General features: G+C 60.7%; 6 protein-coding genes. All 6 read left to right on the forward strand.

The features are described from left to right. Positions 1-49: 49 nt before the first annotated feature. Positions 50-238: a 50S ribosomal protein L28 gene (gene rpmB, locus H6B15_RS02735; protein ID WP_204645797.1), complete on the forward strand. Its 189-nt coding sequence runs from the start codon at positions 50-52 to the stop codon at positions 236-238. A gap of 95 nt (positions 239-333) precedes the next feature. Further along, positions 334-507: a DUF4250 domain-containing protein gene (locus H6B15_RS02740; protein ID WP_204645798.1), complete on the forward strand. Its 174-nt coding sequence runs from the start codon at positions 334-336 to the stop codon at positions 505-507. A 52-nt stretch (positions 508-559) separates the two neighbouring features. Then, the gene (locus H6B15_RS02745; RefSeq protein WP_204645799.1) at positions 560-1,753 is read left to right on the forward strand and encodes an ATP-grasp domain-containing protein; all 1,194 of its coding nucleotides are present in this window, start codon (positions 560-562) and stop codon (positions 1,751-1,753) included. Positions 1,754-1,958: 205 nt separating this feature from the next. Further along, positions 1,959-3,689 (forward strand): SGNH/GDSL hydrolase family protein, encoded by a 1,731-nt coding sequence (locus H6B15_RS02750; RefSeq protein ID WP_204645800.1) that lies wholly within the window; start codon positions 1,959-1,961, stop codon positions 3,687-3,689. A 78-nt stretch (positions 3,690-3,767) separates the two neighbouring features. Then, the gene (locus H6B15_RS02755) at positions 3,768-5,531 is read left to right on the forward strand and encodes an ABC transporter ATP-binding protein (RefSeq protein WP_204645802.1); all 1,764 of its coding nucleotides are present in this window, start codon (positions 3,768-3,770) and stop codon (positions 5,529-5,531) included. A gap of 164 nt (positions 5,532-5,695) precedes the next feature. Further along, entirely contained in the window at positions 5,696-7,264 is a 1,569-nt protein-coding gene (malQ, locus tag H6B15_RS02760) for a 4-alpha-glucanotransferase (RefSeq protein ID WP_204645805.1), read from the forward strand. The last annotated feature ends 111 nt before the right edge of the window (positions 7,265-7,375 follow it).

Here is a 7,375-nt window from a genome sequence, read left to right on the forward strand (position 1 = left end):
CCGCAGGATTTGCTATGATAATACAGCTATGTTAAAGGAGGTGCAAGCTATGGCCAAATGTGCATGCTGTGGCAAGGGTGTTGCGTTCGGCATCAAGGTATCCCACTCCCACCGTCGGAGCAATCGTACCTGGAGCCCCAACGTGAAGCGCGTAAAAGCTGTCGTGGATGGGTCCCCGAAGTATATCTACGCCTGCACCCGCTGCCTGCGCTCGGGTAAGGTCACCCGCGCGGTCTGATTTGGATGGAAAAATTGCCGGTCACGGTTTGTGGCCGGCTTTTTCTTTCTATATGCGTATCTGCGCATAAAAAGCTTGAAAGCGAGGTTTTTCCCATGCTGCCCCGTGATCCCATGATCCTGTACAGCTATGTCAATACACAGCTGCGTGACCGGCATATCGATCTGGACGATTTCTGCGCGGAAGAAAACGTGGACCGGACCGAACTGTGCAAGACCCTGCGTGAAGTAGGGTTTGAGTACGATCCCCAGGCCAACCGGTTTGTGTGATTTGCGGCACCGCGGTGCGGCGGTGTGACCCCTGCGAGGAGGAATCTGTAAAATGAATTTCGTGTTTATCTCGCCCCATTTTCCCAAAACCTACTGGAATTTCTGTGACCGGCTCAAGCGCAACGGTGTGAATGTGCTGGGCATCGGGGATGCGCCTTACGACGAAATTCCCGACGAGCTGAAAGCCACCCTGACCGAATATTACCGGGTGGACAGCCTGGCGGACTATGACCAGATGGTGCGCGCCATGGGGTATTTCACCCACGAGTACGGCAAGATCGACTGGGTGGAAAGCAACAACGAGTACTGGCTGGAACTGGATGCCGCTCTGCGCACCGATTTCAACATCAACACCGGCGCCAAGAACGACTTCATCGAGCGCATCAAGTTCAAGAGCAAGATGAAGGACAGCTACCGCGCCGCCGGGGTGCCGGTAGCACGGCATCACATGGTATCCACTCTGGAGGCTGCCAAGGAATTCATCAAGCAGGTGGGGTATCCGGTCATTGTCAAGCCGGACAACGGCTGCGGCGCCGAAGCCACCTACAAGCTGGAAAATGAAAATGATCTGGTGGACTTCTACGCTTCCCGTCCGGAAGTGCCCTATATTATGGAAGAGTTCATCAACGGCACCATCGTCAGCTTTGACGGCGTGGCCGACAGCCATTGCGTGCCCCTGTTCTACACCAGCAACTACTTCCCCACCCCCATCATGGACATCGTGAACACCCAGGGAGATCTGGCTTACTGGACCCAGAAGCGGGTGCCGGAAGATCTGCGCAAGGTGGGCTTTGCCACCATCAAGGCCTTCGGCGCCAAGAGCCGCTTCTTCCACTGCGAGTTCTTCCGCCTGAACGAGGACAAGGAAGGTCTTGGCAAAAAAGGCGATTATGTGGCGCTGGAAGTGAACATGCGCCCCGCCGGCGGCTACACCCCGGATATGATCAACTTTGCCAACAGCGTGGACTGCTACCAGATCTGGGCCGATATGGTCTGCTTTGACGAGGTGCGCAATCTGGACCTGAACGGCCCCCACTACTACTGCGTGTATGCCGGCCGCCGGGACGGTGTGCAGTATCTGCACACCCACGAACAGATCATGACCCGCTACGGGTCCCGCATGAAGATGTGCGACCGTCTGCCGGATGCCCTGGCCCTGGACATGGGCAACCAGATGTATGTGATCAACGCCGTGACCGAAAAGGAACGGGATAACTTTATCCGTTTTGTGCAGCAGCGGGTCTGATTCCCGCTTCAGGCTGTCTGCGGTGGCACTGCCGCAGGCAGCTTTTTCTGTTTGTGACAAAGCAACGGCCACAAAGTTGTAAAACTTTACCAAAGCAGGTCCTTTTTGCCGTAAAATTCGCGTTTTTTCTGTTTACAGCGCTGTATTGGCAGGTGTAAAATGGGAACATCCCGAAAACCCTGTCAACCCGGAGAGGAGAAACGGCATGAAACGCTCTCTTTGCAAAGCGCTGGCTGTCGGCCTGGCCCTCTGCCTGACGGTGGGCTGTGCCAAGCAGGACACCCTGGGCACGGCCAGCCCGGAAACCGCCGAAGCCGCAGCCACCGCCGTTCCGGTTGCCCAGTCGCAGCCGGACCCCACCGCCGCCCCCGCTGTCACCGACACTTCCACCATACTGCCGCAGACGGAGGACGCCGGTCGGTCCTATGTGGATGAGACCCTGTTCATCGGCGATTCCAACACGGCACGGTACATGATGTATGCCGACGAGACCGGCTCCGCTTTCACTTCCCTGAAAAACAACATCGGTGTGGTGAGCATGGGGGTGGGCGCCATCACCACCCTGAAATGTGAACAATTCAAGGGCGACAGCCAGATGTACACCATCCCCGATGCGGTGGCCAAGCTCAAGCCGCGGCGGATCATCATCTGTTTCGGCACCAACAATCTGGGCGGCACCTCCACCGATGCCACCAACTTCATCAAGACCTACCGCACCGGCCTGCAGGCCATCACCGAGGCCTGGCCCTATGCCGAAATCATCGTCAGCGCCATTCCGCCTTTGGACCAACAGCGGGAAAACAGCCGTCTGGACATGGTCCAGGTGGATGCTTACAACGAAGCCCTGGTACAGATGTGCGAGGAGGACGGATACCGGTTTCTGAATTCCGCCGAGGTGCTGCGGGACGACACCACCGGCTGGGCCAAGAAGGATTACACCCTGTCGGACGGGGTGCATCTTTCCAAGGTGGCGGTGACCGCCTACTTTGAATATGTGCGCACCCACGCCAGCCAGACCCCCGATCAGCGGCCCCAGCCCTTGGGCACCATCCCCGAACCGGACGGCGTGCCGCTGGGCCTTATCACCAGCGATCCCATCGCGGTGCGGGGCGCCAAAGTGCCGGTGGAATTCGTGAGCAGCGGCGGGGGGACCATCAGCGGACAGACCAGCCAGATGGTCAAGAAAGGCGGCAGCTGCTCCACCGTGACCGCCGTACCCAACGAAGGCTGGAAGTTCTCCTACTGGTCGGCGTCCATCGGTTCCGCCGGGTCGTCCAGCCAGCTGACCTTTACGGTGCCTTCCAACGCCGATGCCGGCGGTGTGGTGGTGACCGCCCACTTTGAGCCGGCCGAACACGAACACACCTACAAGGAAGTGGACGGCAGCCGCAAAGCCCCCACCTGTGAGGAAAAGGGCTTTGTGAAAGAGGTCTGCACCATCTGCGGTGAGGTGCGGGAGCGGGAACTGGATGCCCTGGGCCACAAATGGGACGAAGGCCGGGTGACCAAGGAGCCGCAGCCCGGCATTGCCGGTGAGCGCACCTACACCTGCACCGTCTGCCAGAAGACCAAGGTAGAACCCATCGCCGCCCTGGCCGCCACCCCCTCTCCTTCGCCTTCTGCGGTACCCACGCCCTCCCCTGCCCCGGTGGTGACAGCTGCCCCGGCGCCGGTGGTCACGCCGCCGCCCACCCAGGCACCCACACCGGTGCCTACGCCGGTTCCCACACCGGTACCCACGCCCGAACCTACCCCCGTACCTACGCCAACCCCCACACCCACGCCTGTGCCGACGCCGGAAGTGGTGGAACCGCCCGCATCCGAACCGGAACCCGCCCCGCCCGCCCAACAAGCCCCTCACGCCGAAGCGCCGGAACCGCCGTCGGAAGACGTGCCCGCAGCGGAAGTGCCGGTTCAGGATGTTCCGGCGGAATAAAAAATCAGGTTTTTTACCTTCCCTTCGCCTGCCGGGGGGAAGGCTTTTGCATGCCATACAGGAAGGAATCATACATTCATGAACGAGAAAACAAACAATTCAGCGCGCATTTCCCGCTTTTTGCCCTATCTGATGCGCTACAAGGGCATCCTGCTGTTCGATCTGTTCTGCGCCGCTTTGACCACCTTGTGCGACATCGTGCTGCCCTCCATCATGCGGTATCTGACCAACGCCGCCACCGATCCTTCGGTGGTGCTGACGGTGGCCACGGTGGGCAAGCTGGCCGGGCTGTACCTGGTGCTGCGCATCATTGACGGCGCCGCCAGCTACTACATGTCCGGCACCGGCCACATCATGGGCGTGTACATCGAAACCGACATGCGCCGGGATGCCTTTGCCCATCTGCAGCGGCTGAGCCACACCTACTACAACAACACCAAGGTCGGCCAGATCATGGGCCGCATTACCAACGACCTGTTTGATGTAACCGAATTCGCCCACCACTGCCCCGAAGAATTTTTCATTGCCGCCATCAAGATTGTGGCCTCCTTTGTGATTCTGTGCGGGGCCAGCGTTCCCCTGACCCTGGTGGTCTTTGTCTGCGTGCCCCTGATGATGATTGTCAGCGTGCGGCTGAACCTGCGGCTGCGGGCGGCTTTCCGCAAGCAGCGGTTCCAGATTGGTGAGCTCAACGCCTCCATCGAGGACAGCCTGCTGGGCCAGCGGGTGGTCAAGGCCTTTGCCGCCGAAGAACAGGAAAAGGCCAAGTTCGAGGTGGGCAACCAAACCTTCCAGACCATCAAGAAAAAGACCTACCACGCCATGGCCGCCTTCAACACTTCCACCCGTCTGTTTGACGGGCTGATGTACTTGGTGGTCATTGTGGCCGGCGGCCTGTTCCTGGTGTACGACAAGATCAGCGCCGGCGATCTGGTGGCCTATGTGCTGTACGTGTCCACCCTGATTGCCACCATCCGCCGCATTGTGGAATTTGCAGAGCAGTTCCAGCGGGGCATGACCGGCATCGAGCGTTTCTTCGAGATCATGGACACCCCGGTAGAGATCGAGGACGCCCCCGACGCCAAACCCCTGCAGGTGGACAAGGGCGGCATTGAGTTCCAGGACGTGAGCTTTGAATACCCCGACGACCACAACCAGGTACTGCGCCATGTGAACCTGCAGATCAAACCCGGCGAGAATCTGGCGCTGGTCGGGCCTTCCGGCGGCGGCAAGACCACCCTGTGCAACCTTATCCCCCGCTTCTACGACGTGACCGGCGGCCGCATCCTCATCGACGGGCAGGATGTGCGCCAGGTCACCCTGCACAGTCTGCGGGACGCCATCGGTGTGGTGCAGCAGGACGTGTATCTGTTCAGCGGCACGGTGGCAGAAAACATCGCCTACGGCAAGCCGGGCGCCACCCGGGCGGAAATCGAACAGGCCGCCCGTCTGGCCGGTGCCGACGGGTTTGTGCGGGAGCTGAAAGACGGCTATGACACCTATGTGGGCGAGCGGGGCGTCAAGCTCAGCGGCGGGCAGAAACAGCGCATCTCCATTGCCCGGGTATTCCTGAAAAATCCGCCCATCCTGCTGCTGGACGAGGCCACCAGCGCCCTGGACAACGAGAGCGAAATTCTGGTGGGCCAGAGTCTGGATGCCCTGGCCAAAGGCCGCACCACCCTGACCATCGCCCACCGCCTGACCACCATCAAGAATGCCGACCGCATCCTGGTGCTGGGCAAGGACGGCATTGAGGAGGAAGGCACCCACGACCAGCTGCTGGCCAAGAAGGGCATCTACTACCGACTGTGGAACGGCCTGGTCAGCGGTCAGACCCTGTAACATCCGCAAAAAAAAAGGCGCGGGTTTCCCCGTTTTTTGCACAAAGTTTCGGCTGCGTTTTGGTGCGCATTGCCGAAGCTTTGGTGCACGGGGGGACCCGCGCTTGTTTTTTGCTTTTTTTGTGTGTATGATGGAAAACAGAATTCAGGAAAGGCGGAATCAGCGTGACTCGTTCCAGCGGTATTCTTTTGCATTTGTCCAGCCTGCCGTCGACCACCGGCATCGGCACTATGGGGCGTGAAGCCCGAAAATTTGTGGATTTTCTTGCTCTGGCCGGGCAGAAATACTGGCAGATTTTGCCGGTGTGTCCCACCAGCTACGGGGACAGCCCTTACCAGTCCTTTTCGACCTTTGCGGGCAACCCCTACTTCATCGACCTGGATCTGCTGGCCGAGGACGGCCTGCTGAAACCCGAGGAGTACCAGGACATCGACTGGGGCGGCACCCCCGATGCCGTGGACTATGCGGTGATTTACGAAAAGCGGTATCCGGTGCTGCACAAGGCCTGTGCCCGGCTGCTGGCCGAGCCTACGGAGGACTACCGGGCGTTTTGCCGGGAAAATGCATTCTGGCTGCCGGACTATGCCCTGTTCATGGCGCTGAAAGACGCCCACAAGGGTGCTGCCTGGCACGACTGGGAGCCGGAACTGGTGCGGCGTGACCCCGCCGCCCTGGAGGAAGCCCGCCGCACCTATGCGGACGAGGTGGGTTTCTGGCAGGCGGTGCAGTATCTGTTCTTCCGGCAGTGGTCGGCCCTGAAAACCTACGCCAACGAAAAGGGCGTGCGGATCATCGGCGACCTGCCCATCTATGTGGCAGCGGACAGCGTGGATGTGTGGGCCAGCCCGAAGGAGTTCCAGCTGGACGAGGACCTGCTGCCCACCGAGGTGGCCGGCTGCCCGCCGGACGCCTTTGCCGCCACCGGTCAGCTGTGGGGCAACCCGCTGTATGACTGGGACGAGATGAAGCGCAACGGCTACGCCTGGTGGGTGCGGCGCATCCGCCACACCTGCGGCATCTACGATGTGGTGCGCATCGACCATTTCCGGGGCTTTGCGGGGTACTATGCCATCCCCTACGGCGACGAAACCGCCGTGAACGGGCGCTGGCGGCCCGGCCCGGGCATCGACCTGTTCCGCACCATCGAGCGGGAACTGGGACGCCGGGAGATCATTGCGGAGGACCTGGGCTTTCTGACCCAGGAGGTCTACGACCTGCTGGCCGCCACCGGATACCCCGGCATGAAGGTGCTGGAGTTTGCCTTTGACAGCCGGGACGGCGGCGGATATCTGCCCCACAGCTATCCCCGGTCCTGCGTGGCCTACACCGGCACCCACGACAACGAGCCCGCCAACGGCTGGTTTGCCAACACCAACGAGTACGCCCGTGCCCGGGCGGTGGACTATCTGCAGCTGAGCGAGGAGGAAGGCTACAACTGGGGCATGCTGCGGGGCATCTGGTCCAGCGTGGCCGATCTGGCCATCGTCCAGGCCCAGGACATTCTGGGTCTGGGCAGTGAAGCCCGGATGAACATTCCCTCCATTCCGGACGGCAACTGGCAATGGCGGGCCCGTCCCGGCGTGTTCACCCGGGAGCTGGCCAAAAAACTGCGCCATCTGACCGAAATCTACGGCCGTACCGAGTTCTGGGATGTGTTCCCCGAGGAGGAAGAAGAAATGGAAGAGGAAGCTGCCGAACCTGCCGAATCCGCCGAAACCGTCGAAGCCGAATAAAATCAGGTTTGCTGCCGCCCGGTGCCCAGCCGCACCAGGGCGGCTTTGTTTTTGCGCCAGGTGAGCAGCAGCGGGATTCCCGCCCCCACCGCAAAGGCGGCCATCTCCACC

This window comes from Gemmiger formicilis, from assembly GCF_016900095.1.
Classification (GTDB): Bacteria; Bacillota; Clostridia; order Oscillospirales; family Ruminococcaceae; genus Gemmiger; species Gemmiger formicilis_A.

Excerpts from the sequence above, each read along its gene's own strand:
- H6B15_RS02740 (WP_204645798.1), top strand. The coding sequence starts at position 334 with ATGCTGCCCCGTGATCCCATGATCCTGTACAGCTATGTCAATACACAG.
- H6B15_RS02745 (WP_204645799.1), top strand. The coding sequence starts at position 560 with ATGAATTTCGTGTTTATCTCGCCCCATTTTCCCAAAACCTACTGGAAT.
- rpmB (WP_204645797.1), top strand. The coding sequence starts at position 50 with ATGGCCAAATGTGCATGCTGTGGCAAGGGTGTTGCGTTCGGCATCAAG.
- H6B15_RS02750 (WP_204645800.1), top strand. The coding sequence starts at position 1,959 with ATGAAACGCTCTCTTTGCAAAGCGCTGGCTGTCGGCCTGGCCCTCTGC.
- H6B15_RS02755 (WP_204645802.1), top strand. The coding sequence starts at position 3,768 with ATGAACGAGAAAACAAACAATTCAGCGCGCATTTCCCGCTTTTTGCCC.